Origin of the sequence: Brevibacillus sp. Leaf182 (assembly GCF_001423865.2) — a bacterium.
Classification (GTDB): Bacteria; Bacillota; Bacilli; order Brevibacillales; family Brevibacillaceae; genus Brevibacillus; species Brevibacillus brevis_C.
Genome location: NZ_LMPN02000037.1, coordinates 23,836 through 49,779 on the forward strand (window position 1 = coordinate 23,836; position 25,944 = coordinate 49,779).

The 25,944-nt window shown below is 45.0% G+C and carries 26 protein-coding genes; 20 read left to right on the forward strand and 6 right to left on the reverse strand.

The window, feature by feature from the left end:
* Positions 1-50: 50 nt before the first annotated feature.
* On the forward strand, positions 51-239 hold the full coding sequence (locus tag ASG16_RS27680; protein WP_056487285.1) for an alpha/beta-type small acid-soluble spore protein: 189 nt from the start codon (positions 51-53) through the stop codon (positions 237-239).
* An 88-nt stretch (positions 240-327) separates the two neighbouring features.
* Here ASG16_RS27680 and ASG16_RS27685 read toward each other — a convergent pair whose 3' ends face one another.
* Positions 328-1,044 carry an EAL domain-containing protein gene (locus ASG16_RS27685; protein ID WP_056487290.1) on the reverse strand — a complete coding sequence of 239 codons (717 nt, stop codon included), beginning with the start codon at positions 1,042-1,044 and terminating at the stop codon, positions 328-330.
* Between the two features lie 203 nt (positions 1,045-1,247).
* On the opposite strand from ASG16_RS27685, the gene ASG16_RS27690 reads away from it, so the two are divergent.
* The 7 genes from ASG16_RS27690 to ASG16_RS27720 all read left to right on the forward strand — a co-directional run bounded on the left by ASG16_RS27690 (position 1,248) and on the right by ASG16_RS27720 (position 7,500).
* Positions 1,248-1,472: a Ger(x)C family spore germination C-terminal domain-containing protein gene (locus tag ASG16_RS27690; RefSeq protein WP_157966785.1), complete on the forward strand. Its 225-nt coding sequence runs from the start codon at positions 1,248-1,250 to the stop codon at positions 1,470-1,472.
* A 136-nt stretch (positions 1,473-1,608) separates the two neighbouring features.
* Positions 1,609-2,493, forward strand: coding sequence for a hypothetical protein (locus tag ASG16_RS27695; protein ID WP_056487295.1), 885 nt, complete (start codon positions 1,609-1,611; stop codon positions 2,491-2,493).
* Between the two features lie 98 nt (positions 2,494-2,591).
* Positions 2,592-3,377, forward strand: coding sequence for a CsxC family protein (locus ASG16_RS27700; RefSeq protein WP_048033040.1), 786 nt, complete (start codon positions 2,592-2,594; stop codon positions 3,375-3,377).
* 260 nt (positions 3,378-3,637) lie between these two features.
* Positions 3,638-4,054 carry a MerR family transcriptional regulator gene (locus ASG16_RS27705; RefSeq protein WP_056487298.1) on the forward strand — a complete coding sequence of 139 codons (417 nt, stop codon included), beginning with the start codon at positions 3,638-3,640 and terminating at the stop codon, positions 4,052-4,054.
* Between the two features lie 2 nt (positions 4,055-4,056).
* Positions 4,057-4,305, forward strand: a complete 249-nt coding sequence (locus tag ASG16_RS27710) for a hypothetical protein (RefSeq protein ID WP_056487301.1) — start codon at positions 4,057-4,059, stop codon at positions 4,303-4,305.
* A 248-nt stretch (positions 4,306-4,553) separates the two neighbouring features.
* A complete protein-coding gene (locus ASG16_RS27715; RefSeq protein WP_056487303.1) occupies positions 4,554-7,061 on the forward strand; it encodes a DUF4097 family beta strand repeat-containing protein in 2,508 nt (835 codons plus the stop codon).
* Between the two features lie 73 nt (positions 7,062-7,134).
* Entirely contained in the window at positions 7,135-7,500 is a 366-nt protein-coding gene (locus ASG16_RS27720; RefSeq protein ID WP_056487304.1) for a MerR family transcriptional regulator, read from the forward strand.
* Positions 7,501-7,547: 47 nt separating this feature from the next.
* Here ASG16_RS27720 and ASG16_RS27725 read toward each other — a convergent pair whose 3' ends face one another.
* Entirely contained in the window at positions 7,548-8,306 is a 759-nt protein-coding gene (locus tag ASG16_RS27725; RefSeq protein ID WP_056487306.1) for an SDR family oxidoreductase, read from the reverse strand.
* Between the two features lie 583 nt (positions 8,307-8,889).
* Between ASG16_RS27725 and ASG16_RS27730 the strand changes: the two genes are divergently transcribed.
* The 5 genes from ASG16_RS27730 to ASG16_RS27750 all read left to right on the forward strand — a co-directional run bounded on the left by ASG16_RS27730 (position 8,890) and on the right by ASG16_RS27750 (position 14,128).
* Positions 8,890-11,295 carry a peptidase G2 autoproteolytic cleavage domain-containing protein gene (locus ASG16_RS27730; RefSeq protein WP_056487309.1) on the forward strand — a complete coding sequence of 802 codons (2,406 nt, stop codon included), beginning with the start codon at positions 8,890-8,892 and terminating at the stop codon, positions 11,293-11,295.
* Between the two features lie 28 nt (positions 11,296-11,323).
* Positions 11,324-11,521, forward strand: coding sequence for a hypothetical protein (locus tag ASG16_RS27735; protein ID WP_056487312.1), 198 nt, complete (start codon positions 11,324-11,326; stop codon positions 11,519-11,521).
* A 352-nt stretch (positions 11,522-11,873) separates the two neighbouring features.
* Complete coding sequence (locus tag ASG16_RS27740; RefSeq protein ID WP_056487315.1) at positions 11,874-12,332, forward strand: DUF2628 domain-containing protein; 459 nt, start codon at positions 11,874-11,876, stop codon at positions 12,330-12,332.
* A 173-nt stretch (positions 12,333-12,505) separates the two neighbouring features.
* On the forward strand, positions 12,506-13,147 hold the full coding sequence (locus ASG16_RS27745) for a hypothetical protein (protein WP_056487319.1): 642 nt from the start codon (positions 12,506-12,508) through the stop codon (positions 13,145-13,147).
* Between the two features lie 45 nt (positions 13,148-13,192).
* Positions 13,193-14,128 (forward strand): DUF4261 domain-containing protein, encoded by a 936-nt coding sequence (locus tag ASG16_RS27750; RefSeq protein WP_056487320.1) that lies wholly within the window; start codon positions 13,193-13,195, stop codon positions 14,126-14,128.
* Between the two features lie 100 nt (positions 14,129-14,228).
* Here ASG16_RS27750 and ASG16_RS27755 read toward each other — a convergent pair whose 3' ends face one another.
* The 3 genes from ASG16_RS27755 to ASG16_RS27765 all read right to left on the reverse strand — a co-directional run bounded on the left by ASG16_RS27755 (position 14,229) and on the right by ASG16_RS27765 (position 18,510).
* Positions 14,229-15,461: a hypothetical protein gene (locus tag ASG16_RS27755; protein ID WP_056487325.1), complete on the reverse strand. Its 1,233-nt coding sequence runs from the start codon at positions 15,459-15,461 to the stop codon at positions 14,229-14,231.
* A gap of 466 nt (positions 15,462-15,927) precedes the next feature.
* A complete protein-coding gene (locus ASG16_RS27760) occupies positions 15,928-16,959 on the reverse strand; it encodes a YkvI family membrane protein (RefSeq protein WP_056487328.1) in 1,032 nt (343 codons plus the stop codon).
* A 156-nt stretch (positions 16,960-17,115) separates the two neighbouring features.
* A complete protein-coding gene (locus tag ASG16_RS27765; protein WP_056487329.1) occupies positions 17,116-18,510 on the reverse strand; it encodes a hypothetical protein in 1,395 nt (464 codons plus the stop codon).
* 234 nt (positions 18,511-18,744) lie between these two features.
* Here ASG16_RS27765 and ASG16_RS27770 point away from each other — a divergent pair, with 234 nt between their 5' ends.
* The 3 genes from ASG16_RS27770 to ASG16_RS27780 all read left to right on the forward strand — a co-directional run bounded on the left by ASG16_RS27770 (position 18,745) and on the right by ASG16_RS27780 (position 22,236).
* Positions 18,745-20,046: an AAA family ATPase gene (locus ASG16_RS27770; protein ID WP_056488486.1), complete on the forward strand. Its 1,302-nt coding sequence runs from the start codon at positions 18,745-18,747 to the stop codon at positions 20,044-20,046.
* Positions 20,047-20,058: 12 nt separating this feature from the next.
* The gene (locus tag ASG16_RS27775) at positions 20,059-21,777 is read left to right on the forward strand and encodes a hypothetical protein (protein ID WP_056487330.1); all 1,719 of its coding nucleotides are present in this window, start codon (positions 20,059-20,061) and stop codon (positions 21,775-21,777) included.
* A gap of 159 nt (positions 21,778-21,936) precedes the next feature.
* Positions 21,937-22,236, forward strand: a complete 300-nt coding sequence (locus tag ASG16_RS27780; protein ID WP_056487342.1) for a MarR family transcriptional regulator — start codon at positions 21,937-21,939, stop codon at positions 22,234-22,236.
* Between the two features lie 62 nt (positions 22,237-22,298).
* On the opposite strand, the gene ASG16_RS27785 is transcribed toward ASG16_RS27780, so the two are convergent.
* Positions 22,299-23,177: a 5'-3' exonuclease gene (locus tag ASG16_RS27785; RefSeq protein WP_056487345.1), complete on the reverse strand. Its 879-nt coding sequence runs from the start codon at positions 23,175-23,177 to the stop codon at positions 22,299-22,301.
* A 250-nt stretch (positions 23,178-23,427) separates the two neighbouring features.
* Between ASG16_RS27785 and ASG16_RS27790 the strand changes: the two genes are divergently transcribed.
* The 4 genes from ASG16_RS27790 (at position 23,428) to ASG16_RS27805 (ending at position 25,889) form a co-directional block, all read left to right on the forward strand.
* Complete coding sequence (locus ASG16_RS27790; protein WP_048033056.1) at positions 23,428-23,634, forward strand: alpha/beta-type small acid-soluble spore protein; 207 nt, start codon at positions 23,428-23,430, stop codon at positions 23,632-23,634.
* A gap of 187 nt (positions 23,635-23,821) precedes the next feature.
* Positions 23,822-24,079, forward strand: coding sequence for a hypothetical protein (locus tag ASG16_RS27795; RefSeq protein WP_048033057.1), 258 nt, complete (start codon positions 23,822-23,824; stop codon positions 24,077-24,079).
* Positions 24,080-24,183: 104 nt separating this feature from the next.
* Complete coding sequence (locus ASG16_RS27800) at positions 24,184-25,059, forward strand: M23 family metallopeptidase (protein WP_056487346.1); 876 nt, start codon at positions 24,184-24,186, stop codon at positions 25,057-25,059.
* A 14-nt stretch (positions 25,060-25,073) separates the two neighbouring features.
* Complete coding sequence (locus ASG16_RS27805) at positions 25,074-25,889, forward strand: GTP pyrophosphokinase (protein ID WP_056487348.1); 816 nt, start codon at positions 25,074-25,076, stop codon at positions 25,887-25,889.
* Positions 25,890-25,944: the final 55 nt, after the last annotated feature.

A 25,944-nucleotide genomic window follows, 5' to 3' on the forward strand; every position in this document is an offset into this window, starting at 1 on the left:
CTGCACATACTACCATTCACGAAAACAATCACAACCAGAGGTGAACAGCAATGTCACGTTCGAATTCCTTGGTGTATGGACAAGCTCGTGCAGCACTTGACCAATTAAAGTACGAGATCGCTGCTGAATTTGGAGTCGAGTTGGGCGCTGATACGTCGGCACGACAAAATGGCTCTGTCGGTGGAGAGATGACGAAGCGTTTGGTACAATACGCGGAACAGCAAATGTTTCGCCTGTAATCCCTCCTTGTGAGGGATTTTTTCTTTCGCTTAACGTAACCGAAATATCGCGTATCATTACGGGAGAGCGACGAGAAAGTTTTCATCGTCATTTTTGTGTTGCTTGAAGTGGTTCTGGGTGCCCCAGCAAAAAACCTTGACCAACCGGTACGCCAAGTGCCAAAGCGACAGATAAGTCCTCCGGCTCCTCGATTCCTTCCAGTACAAGCTGCGTCTGATCTTGGCAGTATTGGACGAAAAGCGAGACGAGCTTTTGTTTATTCGGTATGGAGGACAATTGTTTACCAAAGTACCGGTCGAGCTTAACGATATCTGGTTCATACTCCACGATCTTTTTTAATGAAGCGGCACCCGAGCCGACATCATCTAATGCAATCAGGAATCCATGCTGACGCAGCTCACGTATTTTTTGCCCCAACAATCTTATCTCCCACATCTTGTCTTCTTCATTGGCCTCGTTGATTTCCAAGACAATTCGACTGTTCCACGACTCAAACAAGCCCTCGGTAATAAACGATAGGAAAGCAGGGTTCAACAACGTAGAAGGAAACACATTGATGAACAAAAGCGGGACATGATCATGAAAAATCACGTTCGTAAAGTATGATTCCATTGCTTTTTTCATCGACAACGTATCCAATTCATACAAGTGTCCTTCTGCACGTGCCTTTCGAAAAAGGAATTCTGGTGAGCAATGTGTAGCTGAGCGAAGAAGTGCTTCGTACCCGAAACATTGTCCTGTAGTCAAATGCACCAGGGGCTGAAAAACAGGATATGGCTGTTCCTTTGTCAATACGACGTTCATGGAATCATATTCCTTCCTACACCAAAGATTTGACCTTAAGAAAAATTGTTTCCTTCAGGAAAAATAAGTTGTCGATATTTTACAATATAGCGGTGTTGTTTGCAATGCGAGATTCATGCAAAGCCCTAGAAAACTACTCGCAGGTCAGGATTTCTGAAGTTTTGAGGAAATGAAGAATTGTAGTCATCAAGGACAAAATGGCAATGGAGCGTGCAATAGCTGCGGTGATGAAACAAAAAATGGAAGGTGTCGTTGCCAAGCTCCAGAAAAAACAGGTTGATCCGATAGGGTTGGGCAAATATGCTCGTGCCTATGCCTATGAGGAATGGAAGAAAGTGGAGGATGACTGGGGAAAAGCATTTTCCAAAGCAAAGATATCGATACATCCTGAGGTCAAGATTATAAGTGTCGGAGCGTTAAAAAAATAAAGGACAACGGCTTTCGTGGTTTTTTCGGGAGAGGGTTGTTCTTTTTTGTTAGGGGAAGACGAATTATTTAGAGAAAGGGCAAGTGTCTATACAACCAGACGGGCGATCACGTATGGATAATGGGAGGAGTATTTTGATGGGAAGGAGTGAGGATATGCCGAACGACAAGAAAAATCCGAAGAATCGAAAGCCAATTCTTACCCATCGAGGCTCTTTGAAAAAGTCGAGTGCATCACTCCCGCTCCTTTTTGTAGTACCGAAGGAACAGATGCAGCCTCAGCAAGGTGCCATCGATAAGCAGAAAGTGTATCGCTCCAAGAAACCTAAGCGCAAACGAAACCATGCGCCTCCAGCTCCGGTTAAGCAGACAGCTACTGAACAAATCCCACCGCAGTCCGCTCCTCACATTCCTCCCATCTCCAAGGATGCCAAGGATCATACGAAAGAAAACAACAGATCTCAGCCAGAACTGATTCAAGCAAAAGTAGTCTACGTGGAAAACGCAGGTCAATCGCTCATGCAGGTTGCTATCCTAGAAGAAATTTGGGATGTAGAGTGGGTTCATTCCTTGCGCGTGCCCTGGAAGCTCGATTGGAAAGAGGTGGAATGCCAAAGTAAGATCGATGTTCAGCACGTTCGCCACGATGATAGCAAAAAGATTGTCTGGCTGTCAGGTGAATTGGAAATTAAGGGTGTGGGGGTCACTGTCGATTCGCAAAAAGTAGAGCATGAAACGATTCGCTTGCCATTTACCTCTACAGTATTACGCCCTTCCTTGCCCAAAGAAAATGTAGGAACAAGTGCCATTCTCCTTACAGCACCAGCTTGTCCGACGAATAGATGGGTAGAGACGGGGGACTGGCAAATCAACATCACGGCAGAACCGCTCACCCATTCGCAATCAGGATGGAAGGAGTTCAGCGGCTTGGCAACCATTAGCGGTCGTGTATGGTGGTATCGGAAGCAGCTTGTTCCCGTTCCGCCTCCATACATAACGAAGAAGGTAAACAGTCTTTTCTAGAAAAAAGGGCAGATAACGCTTGGCATCAGCCAAATCCATATTGAATCTAGTCCATATAATATAAAGAGAGTAAGTTGGTGATAAAGGAGAGAGTAAAAATGGGTATACATGGCGATGGCTGTAACTGTGGCCAAACTCAAGTTACGCAAAACAGTTGCACGGTGGAAAACGCCCGTGTTTTCGGAATGGCTTCGACCGAAACCGCTTTTCCTAAAACGATTAAAGTACCTGTAACGTTGGCAGAAACGGCCGTTGTCGTATGTGTGGAAGCGAATGTTCATTTGGAGAGGCCTGCACTAGAGATCATTCGAGTATTAAAGAGTGTTATTCTGGAACAATGTGAGCTGGTTCCCACATTCAACCCGTTGTCTGCAAAGTTGTTCGTCAGTGGTTTTATTCGCAAAAATATCGAGTACACCACAGTTGATCAAGTAACGGGAACTGCTGTATGCGGTGACGTACGACATACAACGGCGCTGATACCATTCGATTTCTGTACGGATCTGACCTTTCCGGCTACAGGACCGACTTTGCAACTGGCACCAGATTTCGAGTCACACGGAGAATATTTGAATAAATCAGGTCATGCGGCAAAGATCAACGTAGGTTTGTTCGGTAACCGAAAAGTTTACAACGAAAGACCGTATTGTGAGCTGTTATTCACGGAATTCACCGAATTAGACATTGGTTTGGAAAATAAGCGGTGCAAGGACACAACCAAAACATTCTCGACCGTCCGTGAAAAAATCGTCCTGCGTATTGGTCTGAAGGTTTTGCAGGATCAACAAGTTCCTATTCCAACAACACCACCACCGACACCACCACCAAAACCGACATTTCCACCACCTTGCAAACCGATATGTCCACCTAAGAAAAAATGGTAGTACGAAAAAAAACGTTTGATGAGACACTTCAGGGCTACTGGGTGTCTCTTTTTCATGAGGAAGTGATTGGTTTCGACTTAGGCTGGCATGCCAATCCACCTAAGTCGGCGTACATGTTTATTCAACCGTGAGAGGAGATCGAGAACCCAAAAACGAAATAGAGCTTTTAGCTTCAGACAAGGGTTGTCAAACAGACAATTTTTTTCTGATTGACTCTGTACGTAACTACAGCCTTTATCATAACGATTGAGGAGGAAACTATGGATGGGTTGACGAGAAGCCAAGTAGCCAGTGAAGCCAATGTGCATAGCGAAACAGTCAGATACTACGAAAAAAGGGGACTCATCGCCGCAGCTCCCCGCAATAAATCCGGCTACCGCATGTTCTCTCAGCAAACCGTTACTGATATTCTATTCATTAAACGTGCACAGGACATTGGCTTTACGTTAGAAGAGATCAAAAACCTCTTGATTCTGTACAAAAAAGACGAGGAGCTTCCCACCCAGGAAATGTACCAGCTCGCCCTAGATAAAGTAGAAGAAATCAACAAAAAAATAAGCCAGCTTCAACATTTCAAAGCATTACTTGAGGAAGCTACGAAACGTCCACCATCGATGTGGTCCGTCTCAAGGGAGCAATGCCCGATCATGCAAAAATGTGCGAAAGGAGAGGAGTAGTCATGGGTGCAAAAATCGAAATATTTGTAGAAGGCAGTCATTCCAGTCCTGCTTTTGTGGAAAAGGTCAAAGCGTTATGCTGTTCCAAATGTGAGGTCGTCGTTCATAACAAGCTGGAACAGAGTGTCGAGGGCGAATTTGAGGAGAAAACGCAGGCATATGGGATTGAAGCATTGCCAGCGGTGACAATGGATGGAAAGGTAGTCGATATGGAAAAAGTGAACGTGGTAAAGAAGGAACATGGACGGTAAATTTTCAAGGACACGGATACTGTAATTACTAAAAAGATAGCCCTACACCTTGCAAAAGCAATTTAGGTGAAGGCTATCTTTTTTTCAGAAATTCGTGCTGGATGTCGCTCTCTAGGAAGTAGCGAAAAAGTGGGTAAATTTGAACGCCACCCAAAGAGTGTATATTCTAAAAATTAACAATTTTAAAGATTTTAATCTTGTTTAATTATATAATTGCATTAAATCCAAATGTTACCAGGAGGGGTCTTATGAGAAAATTACCACTTTTTCTTCTTATTACCTTATTTTTCACGTCTATCTTTATAAGTCCAGATCTTACTTATGCCAAAACATTGCCTATAGCTCAAAACAATATAACAAAATTGGTTATTCATTCTTCAGTCAGCAAACTTACGATTCGAGGCACTCCGAATGCTACATCTATAGATGCCGATTTAACAACGATAAATAATCTTGATCATCTAGACTTTAACTTAACTCAAGATAAGGAAATCGCATATTTATCAATAAATCCAAAGGTTGGAAAAACAGAGATAATAGATTTAGTAATTACTTTGCCACCTCATTTAAATATCGAAATTTTTGATAAAAAAAGCATCCTTGAATTATATGATCTCTCTGGAGAAATATCTATTACTGATAATGAAGAAGACATTTATATTGAAAATACAAGTAATTTATCAATTAAAGACAAATCGGGGAATATAAAAGTCAATAATAGTAGCCTCTTGGATGCTCCAAGCTCCAATCAAACATTAGATATAGAGGATGGCTCTGGTAGTATTGATTTACGAAATATTAATAGTTCCATAAAAATAGTAGATAGATCCGGCGATGTTCATGTTAGCAGAGTCCTTGGTAATGTTGATATTATAGATGATGCTGGTACGATAAATGTTGAAGATGTTAAACAAAAAGTCATTATTGATGATGGATCTGGTGATATAAATGTAGAAAGAGTTGGGGACTTAATTCTTAAAGAAACTGGATCTGGAAACATAACCTATGATAAAGCACTACCTATCCCACCCCTTAGACATAGTTCAATGAGTAATAGGTATGAGGGCATTTATATACAAAAAGATGGTGGTGAAAAAATGCCATTTCATTCACCATCACCAATTGATATAGAACCAAATTCAAACATCGTAATTTCTATTTCAAACTATAAAAATTTAACCTTTGATCATTTTCATTTTGATACAGACTCGAGTTCACTTATCCCTAGTTTAATTAGAAATATAGGGGAAGGTGCCTCAGTTACTATAAACATTGATAATAGCGCCAATGTAGAACTTTTAAATACGCTTATAGTAGGAGAAAAAAACTACGATGAAAATGATCATATTCTTGAAAATACATCTTCTATAGAGCCAGCTTTCATTAAAGATTTAATAATTGGGACTATTGCTTCCAAAAGTAGTGTAAACGTAAATATCAATAATTCAGCAAATGTTACTTTCGCTAATAATGACTCTACATTACATATAGGGGGTGGAAGTTTGATTGAAAGTGTTATAAACGTACTTTCTGATGCAGCATCCACAACGATTGACTCCGCAGAATTTAATGTGAATATTACGAATAGCGCTAACGTTACATCAAAATCAGGGACAAATACCGGAATCCTGCGAATATATAGGGGGCAATTAATTAATGAAATGATAGATGGTAGAGTAATTTCAAATAGTAAAATCAATCTTAATATGGATAAATCCGGTAACGTATCATCAAAATCAATTACCATTATGGATGGTGAATTAATCGATGAAATCATTGACTCGGAAGACATTATTTCTAGTGCCATTGATGTAAAATTTGTTGATGCCGGAAACGTTCATGCTCAGACTAAGGTAGAAGTAGCAGATGGTGAACTTATTGATGAAATACTTGATATGGAAAATATTTATACGTCAAATATAAATGTGAATCTATTGAGGACTTCAAATGTTACTAGTCCACTATTGTCTGTTTACGAAGGGGAGTTAATTGATGAAACCTTAGATGGTGAGGGATATTATACTTCCAATATTCAAATAGATTTTAATGATTCTTCAAACTTTTATGGAAAACAGTTGTTTATTGAAGAAGGTGAATTAGTTGACGAAGTAATCGATAGTGAAATTTCTAATGCCTCTACAATGAAAATAAATCTTAGCAATACTAGTAATATAGATTGTGACGAATTAAAAATTATCGAAGGTGAACTTATTGATGAAACGGTAGATATTGAGGATGATTTTACCAATACAGTGATGGAGCTTACCATGACTTCATCAGCTAAAGTTTCTGGAAATAAACTTGAAATTATTGCTGGTGAATTAGTGGATGAGATAGTAGATGCAGCTAATGGGATACGAAGTAGCGTTAACGTTTCTATCAATGATACAGCAAATTTCGTCAAAAAGGGGTCTCGACTAAGCGAGGTTCTAATAACAGAAGGTGAATTAGTGGATGAAATTTTAGATGTAAGTGAATCTATTTCTGTATCAAGTGGACATGTAAATATTGAATCAACAGGAAATGTCATTTCTGATAAAGTGATCCTGACAGACAGCCAATTAATGGATGAAATAGTTGATGGACCTTATGTCGGGGCGAGTGCACTTCATGTAAATGCTATCCATTCAGCTAACGCAAAAACACCTTCGCTAACCCTTCTAGGTGATAGTATTTTACTACCTCCTCTTGATATTGACTCTATAGAACGATCAAATATTATTTATCATGTAAAAAATTCTGGAGTTCACATATAAATGCGATATGGATACCCTGACATTCTGGCATATAATTGGGATAGCATTCTCATACGAGGAGGTACTTTACTGCGTGAAAATAAGCGAATTATCCCAATTAACCAATGTCAGTACCCGATCGATCCGCCATTATGAAGAAAAGGGTTTGTTACAGGCAGAACGACTGGAAAATGATTACCGCCATTTCAATGAATCGGCAGTCAAGCGCGTCAAGATGATTCAACTGTACTTAAAGCTGGGGTTAACAGCGGATGAAATCAGAACGATGTTCAGAGGGGAAGTTGCGACTCCAGACGATTACGAATATTGCGAGGAAATGCTGGCGATTTACGAACAAAAGCTCAGCAAAGTGATCGAACAGATTGAGGCACTCCAAGAGTGGAAGAAAACGCTGGAGAGGCAAATATCCATTACCCGCGGAAAAAAGGTTACGAGCTAGTTCATAGTCACGGCCCCGAAGCGATCAACTGCTCCGGGGCCGTCTTTTTAAAAGGATTGTAAGTTTTGCCCGATGCCACCATCCACAGTTAGCCTCGCACCAGTCGTAAAGGTAGCGTCAAAGGCGAAGAAAAGCACCGCTTTCGCCACTTCTTCTGATGAACCATGACGTTTCATTGGTGTAATCTTATCGCCAAGCTCCTGGAAGGTAGCGCGTTGTTCATCCGAGAAACCGGCAACTCCCATGGAAGGCGTATCAATGAAACCGGGACTCACGACATTGACACGAATGCCCTTGTCAAGCAACTCCACTGCAAACCCGGAGGCCAAAGAGCGCAATGCCGCCTTGGATGCACTGTATACGCTCATGCCGGGGTAGCCGCCTTCATCTGCTACGGAAGATGTAAATACGATCGAACCTCCTTCATGAATAAGCGGTGCCAAGCGCTGGACAGTGAAAAATGCCCCTTTCGTATTTACCTCAAAAATCCGATCGTAGGTCTCCTCAGTGACTTCCAAAAATGGTTCCAGAATAGAAGTACCTGCATTCACATGGAGAAAATCGATCTTGCCAAAATGCTTTTCAACATAGTCTCCGAATGCTTGCACATCCTCCATGCTCGATACGTCAGACACCACAACATGTGCCCGTTCGCCTAGCTCACGTTTTGCTTCTTCGACATTTTTGGGATTGCGGCCAGAGACGATGACCTCGCCGCCGCCTGCCAGCAATGCTTTTGCCACGGCCAAGCCCATGCCATGTGTCCCCCCAGTTACGACTGCCCTTTTCCCTCTATAGTTGTTCATTTTTGTTCCTCCTTGAGTGGATGAGTTATCTTTCTGCGTGTAGTCTAAACGTTCACGCTAATGTGAAGGTCAAGGACTTATAGTGAAAAAAGAGACTTCCAACGAAATAAGATCATCACGATTGTACGGTTCCTTTTTCTTATGCTGTCAGCGGTGCTCATCGCAGTGCTTCCCATATAATCATGACATTGACCGGCTTGTTGAACCATCTGCTAACGACTTCAAAGGCTCCTCATTTCGTGCAAATACATGCAGGGCCGATAGAAGAGGATATTTTGAAAAAGTTTGTATCCGAGAACCATCTGGTCCGTCTCCAATGTGAAGCTATCGACTTTTCTACGATGATTAGGAGAATGTCCGACGAAGAAAGTGAGATTTGGCGTGCGTAATTAACTTCATCACGACGTCTTCGCGGACGATGAAAACACTTCGACCCAATGGTATCAGCATCGTGTTAGCAGGATGGGTTGTCTCGTTTGTCCTACGGAAAAATTCCACCCTTATCCATCGTTAAGCCGACCAGTCCACCATTCTTCTCATGGCATACGATACCATAACGGTTTATTAGAGGGGAGGGTATCGTATGCCAAATGGTTGCAACAATATCGCAAGCGGGCTGTGTTCCGAAGCGGAAGGAATAGGCACAGTCGCGAGTGGTGAAGGCTCCCACGCTGAGGGAGTAAACACCACAGCCAGCGGTAAAGGATCGCATGCGGAAGGATTCAAAACTACGGCAAGCAATTTCGCAGCTCATGCAGAAGGAATCGGAACAACTGCAAGCGGACTGGCGTCTCATGCGGAAGGATTCAACACGACAGCAAGTGGAGATGAGTCGCATGCGGAAGGGAAAGGGACGATTGCAAGCGGACTGATTTCGCATACAGAGGGACTCCTAACAACAGCAACTCAACTGGCTGCCCATGCGGAAGGGATATCTACGGCGGCAAGTGGACGCGCTTCACATGCGGAAGGGAATAGCACAAAGGCGCAAGCGGATCAATCTCATGCCGAGGGTATATCTACCATCGCTAGTGGAATGAATTCTCATGCTGAAGGGGAAGGAAACACCGCTAGTGGAAGAGCTTCCCACGTAGAGGGCGGTGGTGTAGATCAATTGGGTAATCCCGCTCCTAACCTAGCCAGTGGTCAAAGTGCTCATGCAGAAGGGGTTGGAACAATCGCAAGTGGGTTTGCGTCTCATGCCGAAGGAGGAACTTTAAGTATCTTATCGAGGCCAGGCCCACAGGCGTTAGGTGATTTTTCCCATGCGGAGGGTCGTGAGACAGAAGCCAGCGGAGATGCATCCCATTCGGAGGGTGCTCGGGCAATTGCCAGTGGATTTGCCTCCCATGCCGAGGGGCTTTTTACAGTTGCGAGCGGAAATTTTTCCCACGCAGAGGGTTCTAATACAGAGGCCAGTGGATTAGGATCCCATGCGGAGGGTTCTGGTACAGAGGCGAGTGGATTTGCATCCCATGCAGAGGGCTCTGTGACAGAGGCCAGTGGAATAGCATCCCATGCGGAGGGTGTGACTACAGAGGCGAGTGGATTTGCGTCGCATGCGGAGGGGGTTTCTACAAATGCTAGCGGATTTGCGTCGCATGCGGAGGGTAATTTCGCAGATGCCATAGGTTTTTTTTCTCATGCGGAAGGTGATGGGACAGATGCTATTGGAAATTCGTCCCATGCCGAGGGTTCTGGTACAGTGGCAAGTGGAAATTTCTCCCATACAGAGGGTTTTCATACAAATGCCAGTGGAATTGCATCGCATGCGGAGGGTGTTTCTACAAATGCCACTGGATTTTCGGCCCATGCAGAGGGGAATTTTGCAGATGCCATCGGAAGTTTTTCTCATGCAGAGGGTGATGGGACAGATGCTATTGGAAATTCGTCCCATGCAGAGGGTTCTGGCACAGTGGCAAGTGGAAATGTGTCGCATGCGGAGGGTTTTCATACAAATGCCGTTGGATTTGCGTCGCATGCGGAGGGTAATTTCGCAGATGCCATCGGGAATTTTTCCCATGCAGAAGGGGATGGGACAGATGCCACTGGAGTTGCATCCCACGCGGAGGGTTCTGGTACAGTGGCAAGTGGAGAAGTGTCGCATACGGAGGGTTTTCATACAGTGGCCAGTGCATTTGCGGCCCATGCGGAGGGTAATTCTACGAATGCCACTGGATTTGCATCCCATGCGGAGGGTGTTAACACTCTTGCAGATGGAAACTTCTCCCATGTAGAAGGTTTGGGCACATGCGCTGGCACACTTGGGGGAGTGCATGTGATGGGAGTTAACGGTGCTCCCAACCCTGCAGCGGGAGACTTGCCATTTTCCTGGTACCTCGTTAATGGAGCAGCTCCATGTGACCCTACAGGCGTCAAAGCCAAAATTTTAAATAACGGCAGTGCGTGTTTCGACTCGACCGTCACAGCTTCGGCATTCAACATAGCCGTCGGCGCTTGCGATTTTGCTGAGATGTTTGAGACGGCGGATGGCCAGCCGATTGATGTAGGTTATTTTGTAACCTTTGACGGAGAAAGTGAGACCATTCGGAAAGCCACTTCCAACGACGAATATATCCTGGGAGTGACCAGCTCCAATCCAGCGATTTTGGCGGATGTGGAAGATCCGGGGTGCAGCAAGTTCGTGCTCGATGAGTGGAGTCGGATCCAATACCAAAAGGTTGTGATTCCGGCAGTAACCGATCGAGAAGGTAATATCATCATCCCCGAACGAACAGAGCAGAGACCTAAAATCAATCCGTATTGGGATCCAAACCGGAAGTGTAAAACACGGAAAGAACTGCCCAACTGGGTGGCTATCGGTCTTATCGGTAAACTGCTTCTTCGCGACGATGGAACGTGCCGGGGTGGGGGATATTGCAAGCCGAACGACGAAGGAATGGCGACGGCATCGAGTACAGGTTATCGGGTAATGAAACGAACAGGAGAGAATCAAATCTTGATATTGTTTAATGGGAACAGAGTATAGAAGAATATTCTGAAAGGGGGATAGAAAAATGAGTTCTCAAGAGAAACGCTTAGAACGGATTGAGAAGAAAAAAGAGAAGATCTCCAAAATGGAAGCAAGACTGGGAGTGATTCCTGAACCTTTGAGAGAGCAACAGATGAAGACGATCGATTTGATAAAGAGCAGTATCGAAATAATTGAGAATGACATTCGCAACACAGAATATCGTTGGTATTCCAAAAATTGAACGATAGCAGACTGATGACTGGATTCATACATCTCTTCCTTTCCAAAGATTTTGCCGGTAACCTCTAATTACTGCTTGTAGTTCCATGAAATTGCCTGTGATGCGAGACCTAAATGGTGCGACTCCTTAATGAAAAGAGGTCAACTAGTAAAACTGGCTGACCTCTTATATACATGGTTCGATATCGAATGGCTTGGTTATTTTTGGTATAATTAGAGGGGGAGGGCTTGGGGATTCAACTACTTGAAAAAGTAAGAATGAGAACGTACGCGCCAGCAAAGATCGCAAAAGGGGAAGGAAATAATAGAAAAATAGATACTAGTTACAGATAATTAGTTTTGGGGGAGAAAGCTTGGACACTCATCTTACACTGAATTTCTTAGCCGCCTATGTCCACCAGCATAAGTACTACTTGGAGGCCTGGCGGGCGAAAGGACTCTCATGGAATTGGGGAGCAGCACTTTTTGGCGTAGCATGGTTTGCCTATCGGAAGATGTATGGATGGGCGACCTTTATTTATTTGGTGAATCTCTTTGTGGGTTTTGCCTTGGGTGCAATGGTACTCGATGAAGCTTCTTTTAATGAAGTGTACCTACTCTTTGCATTATTTCAACGCGTGCTGCTTGGACTAGTTTGCAATTTTTTATACTATGTTTCGGCTGTTCGTAAAATAAAAAAAGCTTATAGTAAAAATGCCATGCTTGATTTAGAAGATACAAGAAAGCTTGGTGGCGTTAGTGTTCGAGGCGTAGTAGTGGTTGTGTTTGTCAATATTGGCTTTAGTCTGCTAGATGTACTACTCACATCGTGAAGAGAAATTCCTCAGACAAGGAGCTGGATCACGGGTATTCGCCGCCTTGTCCCGAATGTGGAAAGGAAAAGTTGTCCGTGGAAGGTTTTTTGGATTGGGATTAGGGTTTGATTCGTTTGGGGCAGCCATTTGCTGCGATGAACCGGATATCTAAATCATAAAGGTGGATGCAAATGAAAAGTTGGTCAAAGACTTTCCTACAACCTGAAGTATTAAAACAGCGCATGCTCGTCTTGAGTGCTCTGGATATTTTAATGTGTCAGGAGGAGTGGCTGCGCAGATATCAGTTCGATCCGCAATGGGATGAAAGCACAACATTCGCGAGCATTAACAACGGAGCTGGCGACGATCTTTACATCCTGTTCACCCCCGAGGGCGTTATTGTAAAAGGATTCGATCATGAATCGGAAATGAGTCCACATGCCAGGGAAGAATACGAGGTTTGGCCTGGCATCTATGAGCAAGTCCCTCTCGCTTTGCTTCATCGACTCGATGACGAAGCGTTAACCAAGGAGGAAGTTACATTTTGCCTTTGGCGAGAATCTACCGATCACGTATGGAAAACGGGAGACGTACATAATCCGCAAGGGCTGGATGACGGCTCAGATTTTTTGCTTGGGATGATATATGATAGTCCAGAAGACTATGTAGAGTGGGCAGAGGCCTACTACGAGGTGAAGGTCCCGCTTGCTGTAGTTGGTTACACGTTTTCAAATACTTCTATCACTAAAGAGATGATGATGGAGCTCAATCCGGAAGTTGATCTGGAAATGGCGATGAAGGAGCTTCAAGCGATCGGATTTACAGTTACGTAAAGGACGCCATGACTCATAAAACCACATTGGAAAGAAGATGACGATATGCCAAAAGGTATGTATTCTCAAGGAGTTGCCGTCTTGCTGTCAACGGCGGTTCCGATTCACAAAATAGCAGACATGCTCAAAAATCAATTCGAAATTGCGAACATCATGGAAACGTTCGACCAATGGGTGTTTAGCGGCCCTAGCTTGCTTATTCCGTATCGTCCAGAAGTAAACGGATATATTCAGGTCGATGTCGTCGATAAGCCTTGGCCGGATGCAATGGGAGACCCGGCAGAAGATACGATGCTGTTTGGCGCTTGGTCGATGGGCTTTTTCGGACCGTTTACGTTCTCAAATAGCCTGGAGCGGGCAGCTCAGCAATCGTGGGGATATCCCGAAGGGCGGCAAGCCGCATCCGAGCACGGAGCGTTTATCCGTATTCGCTCTTCTTTTGTGCTAGGGGAGTCGGACGACCAGGCTCCTGTGCTGCCTGAAGATTATGAAGCGCTCCCGGAGTTGATGACGGTCACTGCCATTGCTGAGTCGCTGTTGAAAATGCCAGAAGCCCTTTGCTTTTTTAATCCGAATGGGGAGTGCCTCGCGTCTGCCGAGCTGATGCAAGAGCTGAATCTACGCTATGAGCAAATCCAGCTTCTTCCGCTGGAGCTGTGGTCCAATGTCCGGTTGTTCAATCTTCCAGAGGGATGGCTCTTGATGGATACCGTCGGCATGCAGCAGTTGGATGTGATCGATCATGAGGCGGTATTTAATGGGGATGCCTACGATCCGAATGAGGTCGCGAGTTTCCTGCGAAATATATCGAACTATGTATATGAGAATGGTCCTGTTATCAATGACGGAGATACAACCGATGGGCCGGGTGATGAAGTTTGGAAGTGTTTCTTGCTGGAAGAAGGGTTGGCAAGCCCACCGCGTGATGTGCTTCGCTGGTATCCATTGGATGGAAGGGAAAAACCTGCGGGATTGGAATAATTGCGCTATCACTTGGGAGACCAAAGGAACTTGATAGGAAAAGCACGACCATACCCCTTGTTTAACAGGGCATAGTCGTGCTTTTATTTGTTTGACCTACTTATTTGATAATCTCCTCATAGATCAGCTTGCCGTCATGCGTATACACGCCAATCTTTTTGGTCCCCGAGATGGTGTACTCGATGGCAACTGTCTCATTCGTAGGAGTGATCAGCAATTGATGTGGAAAGTTGAAGCTTTGATTGTTAGCTGTGTTCGCAATGATCTGGGAATCAGTATGAAACAATTGTCCCGTCTGCTTGAGCTCTTTCATTAGTTCTGGCTTATTTAGCACATATTGTTGCGGTGAGACGACTTTATCTGCCGCATTAATTTTGGTAAAGGTATATTGCTTGTTGGTTTTCGTCACAGCCAGAAAGTGACCATCGGGTGTTGGGTGGATAAACGCATACTTTTTGGAAAAAATGAGTCCCTTTTTATTCATCAGCACATAAAATTCTTCGTTCCCCAGCTTGCCTGAGACAATGAATGCTCCACTGTGCATATTCGATTCGACTTTATAGTTACGGGAAGGCTTCAGCATAATTTTGCCTTCATTGCTGATAAAATGTGTCTGGCCATTTATTTTCACACGATGCCAGCCTTCACCATATCCGTAATATTCATCAAAAAATGGCTTGCTCAGTATTTTTCCATGAATATTTCTCATGCCCATCTTGTAGTATTCTTCCCCTTTTGCGTCTTTTACCATTTCACCATAGGGCAAGTAGTACGGATCAAACGTTTTCGTAGTCGGTTCGGCTAAGTAGAATGGATGATCCGCGTCTGGAAATTCCTTGGTAATTTTCCCTGTTTTGGCATTGTACAGATACGGCAGGTTTCCCGGATAGTCCGTGCCTGTAAACCATTCCCCGTGTATCTGCTTGAAAGCAACATCGCAACAGGTACCCATCGGTGTAACTTTGCCCTGCTTATCGTAGACCAAATATTCGCTATGCTTAAAAAAGCTGCCATTATAAAAATAACCGTACCCATTTCGGAGCGGGTACACTTCACTTTTATAAACGAGGTAATTGCTTTTTATTACTTTTCCAGACGGTGAAACCAATGACATGGTGTAAGCCTTTGGAGGTGAATCGTGCTTGTAAAGTGGTTGCTTCGTGAAAAGAAAGAATGGCTCTGTCAAATGAGACGGTATTTGCAGGTTTTGATACACCACTGGTAATTGCGGTGGATTTAATGGGTCTTCCTGCTCTTCAGCCTTGATTGGCGAAGTAGAGAATAACGTGAGGAACAGAATGAGCATGGTTTTTAATAGGTTAGAAAATTTCACGATAGGAATTCCTTTCTAGTAGGTTGATGAGGTTAGTCTTACACTATGACGGATCAATCGTGACAAATGTTACCATTCGTTTGTGAATAAATGAAAGAGTTCGAGTATGAATATGGCTGGCGGGTACACAATATGGTTCGCGATGGCTATGGTAGGTGCTCTCGCTGATTTACGCTCGCTCAATCGCTATAGTAGTGAACAATTGATCATTTATAGTAAAAAGCCGACTGCTTCACGACGGAGAGTCGGCTTTTACGTATCGTACATATGTGAATGACTGTTGAGAAATGCAAATTAATTACGAACTATACATTAATATTAATTAAAATCGTTCGTGAATATCGAGCCACCATCTCACTTCGTTAAAAAAAATCTCGGGGGTAATACTTTTGGTTATCGTAAGTAGCTATCCTAAACACGAACAATATGCGATTTTGATCTTGATTTGAGAAGTGGTCGTCTGTTTTTAAAATCTATGCCGAGGGATCGTCCCTGGAACCGAAATCCGACAGAGCGTAGACAACCCCAAATACCCAAACAATGGATACAAAAACATCAGCAACTGACTATACCCGATCAGGCACAATACGAAAGCAGTAGAGAACAAATACAAGTAAAGGCGCGTTTCCGGAACGTCCAATAATTCACGTAGCTGCTGACCAATCCCGAACACGTTCGAAATCAATGTGGTAAAAATCTCGGAATAGAGCACGAAAACAAAGAACAACTGGAGCCACTCGTTCCATTGGTCCGTTACAAAAAGAATCGGGATATTCATGAGACGGACGTCGTCCCAGTTGGCCAACATGGCAGTATGGACGACGAGGAGCATAAATCCAAGCACGACCCCGCCAATGACGGCTGCCCGAAACAAAACAACCTTGTCGCGGATCGCATAGCCGATCGGGATGAGAACGGATTGGGCCATGGCCAGATTAAAGGACACGTATAAGACTGTTTTCCATAAGAAGGAGTAATCGGATGGGGTCGAGAGAGGCATGGGGGAATCTGCGGTGCCATCCAGTAAAATAAGCAAAGCGAACAATAACATGGACGGAACGACAATCGCATTCACGACGAGTAGTTGCTCCAACCCTTTTCGCAGAATCAACAGGGCAAATAGAACGGTGGCTATGGTCCCGACCAAATACGGAATGGCAAACTGCTCCTCCAAGACTGAGCCCGCTCCTGCCAGCATGACAGTCGTTACGCCAAAAAGGGTGAGAAAAACCAAAATATTCATGGCACGACCGATCATCGGTCCAAACAGTTTTTGATTAAAGGATTCATAGGAGGGTGTGCGCAAATGATGAGCGATTAGCATCATCTTGTAGCCCAACCAAACAAAAAGAGATGTGGCGAGCAGGATGCCGATTGTTCCGGCATGGCCGTAAGCGGTGAAAAACGCGAGGATTTCTTGACCGCTCGCAAACCCGGCGCCTACGACGGTTCCAATGTACGTTGCTGCGACCTGGATACTTTTTCCCCACAACTTCATACTGGTTTTTTCCTTTCCCATCCAAATAGATGCTAGTACAAGTGTATGAGTCTCGGAGAAAAACAGAATGAGAAAACTTGTCTATCTCATCACCCAACCAAGGAAAAAAGCGAACGGCACGAGACCATTCGCTTTTTCGTATTGATACCGACGGTTTTACAGAAAAAACATCGCCACGATTGTCGTCACCAAAAGTCCGATCGCCACGGGATACAGATTTCGTCTCGCCAGCTCAAAAGGGTCTACTCCACAAATCGCCGCAGCAGGAATCAATGCCCAAGGAATGATCGTACCACCGCCGACCCAGATGGCGGCAATTTGTCCGAGCGCTGTTAACGTAGCGGCACCGGCACCCAAAGCAGTTGCGAATAGTTGAGCCAAAGAGCCGGCCAGGGTAATACCAGAGAACCCTGAGCCATCGAGCCCTGTAATAACCCCTACTGCGGATACAGTAAGAGCAGCTACTTCCTTGTTAATGGGAATCGTCTGTGCAAGCGCCACGCCGAGGTCGTTCACGATTCCGTGTGAACCCTGCGGTAGCACCTCCCCAAATACTTTGATAAACCCACTGTCGCCCATATAAAAGAAAGCAGCAATCGGGATGACCGGACCAAATACTTTAAAGCCGAACTGAAAGCCTTGAATCAGATGTGTGGTTACCTGCTCGAGACCACTTTGCTTGTGCGCGAGCATCGTTGCGATAATGAGAATGAGCAAGGCGGTTCCGCCCACAAGCGCCGTTGCATCTCCTCCGCGTAAATCGAAAGCAAACATGGCCACGACATCGAGGATAAATAAAACCGGTACAAGTCCAGCCAACGCACGACGCACGCCATCTGACAAAGGGACTCGTGCGGAAGTAAAAACTTCATCGGGTACGACTGTCTCTTTGGGAGACGCGAGCACGCCGAGCTTCATGTCTTTTTTCAAATACCAGAATGCGATGGCAGTTGTCACGACGCCCATAATGATAACGAGAGGGACGCTGGCTGAAATCACGTCCCAGACAGGGATTCCTGCGGCTTTGGCCGTTAAAGTGGGAGCCCCCTGAATAATGTAATCGCCGGACAGCGCAATCCCGTGTCCAAATAAGTTCATCGAAACGGCAACACCCATCGCCGGCAGGCCAGCGCGCAATGCCACGGGCAACATGACAGCACCGATTAGTGCGACAGCTGGAGAAGGCCAGAAAAACCAGGAAATGACCATCATGACGATCCCGATCACCCAATACGCCCATGTAGGATTTCGAACTAAATGAGTCATCGGCCGAATCATCGTTTCGTTTACGCCCGTATCCGTCAAAACGTGACTCATGGCAACGATGATGCAGATAACTAAAATCGTTGGCAATAGCTCGGTAATCGCGTAGATGAAGCTGCCAAATATTCCGCCGACGGCTGTCGTCACAGACCCTGTCGCGACGAAACCGAGAATTGCTATGCCCACGATACTAATCAGACTCGTATCTTTTCGTAAAACCATCACGAGAATAATGCCAATCACGAACAAGACGTACACACCATGTATCCACAAAAGCTCGATCCCCATGTCGCACCCTCCTTTTTCGTTACTCCGATGTAAGTACCTTGATGTCACAACATATGCGAAAAATAGGCCATGGGTGAAAGCACACTCTAGTGAGGACGAGTGAATCCACTGGAGAACTGGCATTTTTGTCCATGATATGCCACTATTAATGAATGACGTAAATTTGGGTTCCAAGCAAGAGAGGGGGATCGGCACATCGACGTCTGTAACCAGTCCGTCGTGCAGCCAACTACGATGAATTCAACTACACCCATCCAACGTAAAATGGACCAGGCAATTGAGCTTTTGGAACGCCGTTTCCTGGAAAGAAGTGAACTGATTCGCCTTTTAATGCTCGGTATTATGAGCGGGGAAAATGCTTTGTTAATCGGTCCGCCGGGAACAGCCAAGTCTCAGCTAGCACGATCTGTTTCTCAGCTATTCGGATCGGAACATTGGTTCGAGTATTTGCTTACCCGTTTTACGACACCCGATGAGATATTCGGTCCGGTCTCCCTTCAACAATTGAAACTGGATCAATACGTACGAAAAACAACAGGCTATTTACCCAACGCTCAGTTTGCGTTTTTGGATGAAATTTTCAAAGCGAATAGCGCGATTCTGAATGCGTTGCTTTCAATATTGAACGAACGAATTTATTTCAATGGCAGAGAAAAAGAGGAGGTTCCTTTGCAATTTTTAATCGCTGCATCGAATGAACTTCCTGATGACGATGATCAATTGACCGCTCTTTATGACCGCTTCCTGTTTCGCTATGAAGTTCACTATTTGAAACATGCTTCCAGTTACGAGCGCATGTTTTCATTGCCCACGACGCCTCTTCCTGTTGTGTTCTCTCTGTATGACGTGAAGGATATTCAAGCGGCAGCGAAGCAAGTGGTTATTCCAGAAACTATGATTTATTTCTTGTACCGTCTAAAACAAGACCTAGAAGCAAAAGAGTATGTGCTATCCGACCGTCGCTGGAGCAAAATCGCGCATGTATGGCGTACTTCTGCTGCCTTGCATGGACGTGAGCAGGTGACAATCTGGGACACGGTTTTCACTCCGCATATGCTGTGGGATGTCCCTGAGGACTTAACCGTTATGCAGGAAGCGTTCGAACAACAATTTACGGAAATGCTGAAGAGTGATATGGAGAATGAATTGCCACTCCAACGCTTCGGACAAATTGCAGATAAATGGAAGGAAAAAGAATCGGAGCTGCATGCCTTCCAGTTTAAAAAGGAAGTGGGCGCAAAGCTGGGCAAGGAAGCGATGGAGCGCAATGTCCGGTTGTTGGAGGAGAGTCGTGAAGAGGTAGAAGAGACGGCGCGAGACTTGCGAAATCGACTCATTCAATGGGAGAAGCGCGAGCACGATCTGCATGCCTACGTCCTGGAAAAAAACCGCTTGATTCCCCATGTAGAAAAATACGCGGTCAAATATTCGTACCTGCGAATTGAAGGCGAACGGATTTTGCAGCAGCTACAGCGCACGTATCGGACGATTTTTGACAAGGAAATCCCCGGGGCGGACTATGATTTTACGTTGTAGGGGGTAGCTTGTATGATCATTCGTGCTAGCGGTGTTGATCGCTATGTATTTGAAACGTACCTTGCCTCTTCGCGAACCGCACAGGAATGGGTTCATGAGGCGAGGGCACGAGCAGCATGGTTTGATTTGGAGCTCTTGGCCGATTTTTTCCTCGTCTTTTATTTGGAAAAGCCGGAGATCGATCTGACGCAAGAATCAACTCCTTTTCATCATTGGATGATTCGTACACTCATGAAGCAGTATTTTACACGCATGATTCATCCTCGTACAATCGGGCAGGAAAGCGCGTCGTTCAAAACAGCAATCAAGGCCTTGCTCTGGCTGACAGAAACGTTTTCTGAAGAAGTGAAGCAGCGGGAGAAGGATCAACGGCTTTCTCCGCTCTTAACCGGCTTAAAAGACCAGCAAGGCCAGGAAGGAAGTCAACAAGCACAGCTTTCCGAGCTTTTGACAGAAAAACAAAAGGCCAGGCTCGAGTTAGTTGGTTACACGCTTCAGCAGGGGAAGCGGGTCGTGGAAGACAAGCAAGAGGCCATGGATACCAAGCCGTTAGTGCGGGCAGAGGTATTGTCTTTGCAAAATCGCATAACGGAGCTGCAAGAAGAAATGAAAATCCAGTTCACGAAACGGACCAAGCTCCTGCAAAAGGTGAAAAAACTGGAAACTGACCTCGCCCAACGCGAAAAGCAGCTAGATCGACTGGAAAAGCAAGAGAAGGAAGCGATTGCCGCTATTGAAAAAGAGCTCGGGCAATGGCTGGAGCAATCGTTAAAGGCGACGCTATCTACTGAAGAACTCGATACGCTTTTTGTTGAAGAGGTATTTACGGCCAGTCAGCGTTTTGCCAACCGAAGCTGGGGGCATGAGCTAGGCAAGCTGCGCAGACAAAGCTTTGAGCAGTATTTGAAATGGATTGAGAAATTGAAGCGCCATCCTGACCTGATTGCTTTTCTGAACGAGGTAGGCAGGCAAGTCCATCGCTTTCGTGTGAAGAGCAAAGAAATTCGCTCCAGACATTTTCCTGAGGAATACTATGATTTGCGGCAATCGGGCGATATTGCACACATGCTGCCTGGTGAAGCTGTGCTTCTTGCTGATCCGGACTTTGAGAACTACTTTATGCTCAAATGGCTGGAGCAAAAGCTGATGACCTACGATACCTCGGGATGGGTGGAAGAACCGCCAAAAGGTCCAGTAATTTGCATGCTGGACACATCTCACTCGATGCGCGGAAGTAAGCTGCGACTTGCGCAAATCTTCCTCATGACGTTTGCCGCCCTCTCGATGCTGGAAAAGCGTGATTTTATCCTCCTCTTGTTCGGGGCAAAAGGCGAGATCAGAGAGCAACCGCTTTATCACAAAAAGCCAGATTGGCCTGCCTTTTACGGACTTGCGCAAATGGCGTTCGGCGGTGGGACTCACTTCGACGCCCCGATGAAACGAGCCATCGAGCTGGTTGAAAAGGAACAAGCGTGGCGTGGAGCAGATTTTGTCATGGTAACAGATGGAATCGGAGGCATTTCTCCTTATGTCCAAGAAAAACTCATCTCTTTGGGTCAGCATAAACAAGTTCGCTTGCACAGCTTGATTGTGGGTTCTGCGAGGCAGCATCTCGTACAAGCGTATGATTTGCTGGGTGTTTCTCACCGTGTCAAATTTGCGACGAGCTGGGAAGCGGATGGGGAGGAGAACACAGGACTGCTCCTGGATGTATTTCAAACAGCCAAATAAGTGATTCGACGTCACTTCCAAATCTCGTCTCCTCTTGTGGGACGGGATTTTTTTCATGTAGTTTAAGAAAAAGTTTAACTCTTACCCACTTTTTTCTTTAATAGTTTCGCCTATTCTGAGCGTAAGCTAGCAAAAGGTAAATGGTAAAAGGAGGACACGATGAAGGAATTGATCAAGCTGGCCAAGCTTATACGGGGAGCCAATGTCTTGTTTTCAAATATGGCACAAAAAGAGCTAGAGACAAATGAACTCAATTGGCAACAAGTATTGATTCTTGAATTTCTAGGAAACGGGCCAAAAACAATGGGGGACATCAGCAAGGCTGTTAATTTGTCAAACAGCACAACTTCAGGCTTAATTAGCAGGCTGGAGGAGGAAAATTTGGTGCGAAGATTCCGAGACCGAACGGATCGCCGAATCGTCTGGGTTTCCCTGACGGAGCGATTATGCAGTGCATAAAGGAATCGGCTGAAAAAAAGTGGATAGACCGCTTCTTTCTCAGCCGATGATTATAACTTCAATTAGCCGACTCTCGCTGCCATCGTACGTCCGAATTCAAGCTCATCGAATTTGCTCTGAACGACTTGACGATCGTATTCCCACACGGCATCCTCCAACGCATACTCCACCGGAACATCTCGAATAATCGTAGCCAGCTTTCTGCTCAAGTACACCTGATCGCGATTCTCTTCCAGCTTGCTGCGCATTTTAGGCGTACAGCTTGCCAGATTTACATATAGGTTGTCCAGATCACCATGCTCAGTAATCAGCTTTGTCGCTGTTTTCTCACCAATTCCTGGGCAACCTGGAATACAGTCAGATGCATCTCCCATTAAAGCTTTGACGTCAACGACCTGTTCAGGTGAAATTCCACGCAATGCCAAAAGGCTCGCTGGATTATAATGCTCGTGTTTGCCACCATTTTTCAGGATTTTAACACTAACTCGCTCAGATATGAGCTGCAAGCTATCGTAATCACCTGTCGCAATGATGACCTCGTGCCCTTCTTCAGAAAGACGTGTGGAGAGCGTACCCAATACATCATCGCCTTCATAGCCAGGGCAACCTAAGTTCGGAACCGAGAACGCATCCGTTATTTCTTTCACCAAATCGAATTGTGGAATGAGCTCTTCCGGTGCCGCTTGACGATTTGATTTATAGCCGTCATACCATTGGCTGCGCACCAAAGACTCGCGGGAAGCGACATCCCAGCCCACCACCAGATGAGTAGGGCGTGTCAATTCTGCGTAGTCGAGCATCATTTTGGTAAATCCATAAACCGCATTTGTGTACACACCTGTTGAAGTCTGGCGATAGGCTCCACCCCAAGCAGAACCATAAAAGGCGCGAAATAAAAAGCTCATGCCATCGATGAGCAGTACTTTTCCTGAATCACTCACAAAACTTTGCCCCTCTCACTACCAAACTATACGCACCATTATAGCATAAAGGAGCGGGACAACCTTGTCAGATTTTACAACTGAAATAACGTGAGAAAGCGTGCATGTACTTTTGTTACGGTGGGATGATAGTACCACAAGAGGTCAACAACCACCTCTTGAAAATCAACTTCCGGTCTCAAGGCGAGAAGCAAAACGCTGGCGGTTCAAACCCGTCCCGGGAGAAAAAACGCGTCGGGAGGAATCAATCATGGCTAACAACCAAGGTGGAACCAACAATCTGGTAGTTCCTCAAGCGAACCAAGCTTTGGATCAACTGAAGTATGAGATTGCATCTGAATTCGGTGTAAATCTCGGACCAGACACTACTTCTCGCCAAAACGGTTCTGTTGGTGGCGAAATTACCAAGCGTCTGGTGAGCTTCGCTGAGCAACAATTGGCAGGTCGTCAAGTTTAACGTACTGACAAGTAAATAGCTGGATGAAGAGAGGTCCCTTTTTAGGGGCCTTTCTATGTTTGCCCATGAAAAGCCCTTTTCTTTCCGGTGTGGTGCAAACACACAAGCACAATCGCGGACTAGTCATATGGTGTAACGAACAGTTAACTATCCTCGTTTGTCCAGTGGAAAGGAGCGACGTCCGGCTATGAAGAAAAAAGAAGTGAAGCAGCTTTTAAAACAGCATCCCGAATTTGAAGCGTGGGTTCTCGAGGATTCCATGCGGATTAGAGCGGTCAAAAGCAACCCCGGTATGGCGGAAGAATTGTTTAAAAGATGGAACGACCGAAAAAAAGGGCTACTTGACTTTGAAGGCATCTCGCAAAAAACCAAACGTGCGAGTGAAATGCTGACAGGCGTGCAATCCATCATGGAAATGATGTCGGATTATTCGAAGAAACAGTAAGATTACATTTGGAATGATTGGAGAAGGCTAGCTCATTAGCCTTCTTTTTCTTTTTCCTTTCAGAGTGTGTTTTGTTATACTAGAAAATGGGAGGGAGCATGTCTATGTTCAAATCAATGGTTAGTCTTATGTTGGTCACAGCATTGACGCTCGTCTCTGGGACAAGCATATTCAGCCAGACAGTAGAAGGGGTTTACGCCCAAACAACGAAACAACAGCCAGCGATCAGCGTGACACCAGCCAAAACATATCCTGGGGACGTTATTTTTGTACGCAGTAAAGAGCCACAAACGGTAACGGTATTCTCTCAGAACTATCGATTGAAAAAGACACAGGATGAGTATGCCCGGTTTATCCCGATTCCTTTTAACACGAAAGCAGGGACCTATAAAGTTACATCTGCTGACAAAAAACTTTCCGTAACAGTGACAATCGCACCGAAAAAATTTGAAGTAGACAAGCTCACAGTAAGTAAACAGCTCAACAACATGCGTCAGGATACAAAACGAATCAATGCAGATCAAAAAAAGATCAATGCAGCCAGATCAAACTCGAGAGCGATTCCGTATTTCTCGGAGCCGTTTACACAGCCAGCAGTCGGAAAATTAACGACTCCATTCGGCTACCAGCGCGTAGTAAATGGTGTACCGGCCAACCGGCACTCGGCAATTGACATCGCGAACAAAACAGGAACGCCAATTTTGGCGAGCAACCATGGGAAAGTGGTTCTGGCCGACTCTTTATACTTAACAGGAAATACCATCATCATCGATCACGGGTTAAATATTTTTTCCATATATGCTCACTTGTCCAAGCTAGATGTCAAGACAGGGCAAGAAGTGAAACAGGGACAGGTGATTGGACAAATGGGTAGCACCGGTTTTTCTACAGGTCCTCACCTTCATTACGGCATGTTAGTGGGTAATACGTATGTAAATCCGCAGCCGTTTTTTGATGCATCACCTTTCCTCTGGAAGTAATTGGAGGTGTCTTCATGAGAGTCACAAATGTGCCAAGCAAAGTGCTCAACAACATGGTTCATTTCTTGGCGCCGTATGAACAGGCAGTCGAAGAGCTAAAGTTAAAATTAAAAGGAATTAAATACGGCTTTCTCAAAAGTGGCCGTTATTCTCCTATTGAATTTGTTGTCGGACGAGTAAAAAAAGTCGACAGTTTAGTAAAGAAGGCGAATGAAAAAGGAATCGACTTTTTGGGAGATCATTGGCAGAATGACGTCGCCAAGGAAGTCCAGGATATCGCGGGCCTTCGAGTCGTATGCCGCTATGTAGACGATGTACGCGAGGTGCAGCAGTTGTTGCAGGAGCGGGAGGATATCGTCATTCACGATGTCAAAGACTACATCGCAGCTCCAAAGGATTCCGGTTATAGAAGTATTCACATGATCGTTTCTTATACGGTCTACCATGGCAGCGAAAAGAAAACACTATTTTGTGAGATCCAAATTCGTACATTGGGCATGAACTTCTGGGCGACAAATGAACACGAACTGCGCTACAAGTATGCGGGCAACATTCCAACAGATGTGTTGGAGCAGCTTCATGAAGCGTCCGTGATCACGCATCAACTCGACGTGTTGATGAACAATTTACGTCAAGAAATTCTCACACCAGCAGAAGTTGATACAACACTGGAAGAAAAATTGGAAGAAATATTTTCCCTGTACGTCAAGCAGGATTTGGATTCTGCTGCAGCCTTGTACAGAGAACATGTCAGTGGCTTCGAAGAGGCTTTTGCTGACAATCCTAAGTTTAAAATGATTCACGATTTGTTGGGAATCCGGTTGAAATAACGTCTTTTGTTGTCTTCAGACCACATGTAACCTGAAAAAACGCGACAAAGTAGGA